This is a genomic window from Shewanella sp. c952 (assembly GCF_019654975.1).
Lineage (GTDB): Bacteria > Pseudomonadota > Gammaproteobacteria > Enterobacterales > Shewanellaceae > Shewanella.
In genome coordinates, this window is sequence record NZ_BPEW01000141.1 from 1 (window position 1) to 439 (window position 439).

Genomic DNA, 439 nt, shown 5'->3' on the forward strand with positions numbered 1-439 from the left:
CATGTGCTCAGGCTCATGGCCCCAAAGCAAGGTCTTGTGACCACTGCTGGCGAGAGAAATAGCAAGAGCGGTGCCGTAAGACCCCGCCCCAAGTACCGTAATTTCAGTCGTATTATTCATATTGATTAAGCTTTAGCTTCTTCTGCAGCGGGTGCTGCAGCTGCGTCTTGCTGACGTTGTTGAACATATTGCGCGAATAATTCGTCAAAGTTCACAGGAGCAAGGTTAAGCTGTGGGAAAGTACCGCGAGATACTAAGTTACCTACTGTTTCACGTGAGTATGGGAATAATACGTTAGGGCAGTAAGCACCTAATGAATGAGCAAGTTGCTGTTCAGTTAAACCAGTGATTGAGAAAATACCAGCTTGTTGAACTTCACATAAGAAAGCAGTTTCTTCACCGTTTTGAGCAGTAACAGTTAAAGAAAGAATCACTTCAT

General features: G+C 44.4%; 1 protein-coding gene and 1 pseudogene. Both read right to left on the minus strand.

From position 1 onward, the window contains the following. Nucleotides 1–120 (minus strand): annotated as a pseudogene (locus tag K5R16_RS22280) (2-dehydropantoate 2-reductase N-terminal domain-containing protein); the annotation flags it as partial. A gap of 5 nt (nucleotides 121–125) precedes the next feature. Continuing rightward, on the minus strand, nucleotides 126–439 hold a 314-nt coding region (gene secB, locus K5R16_RS22285), incomplete at its 5' end, for a protein-export chaperone SecB (protein WP_220740609.1).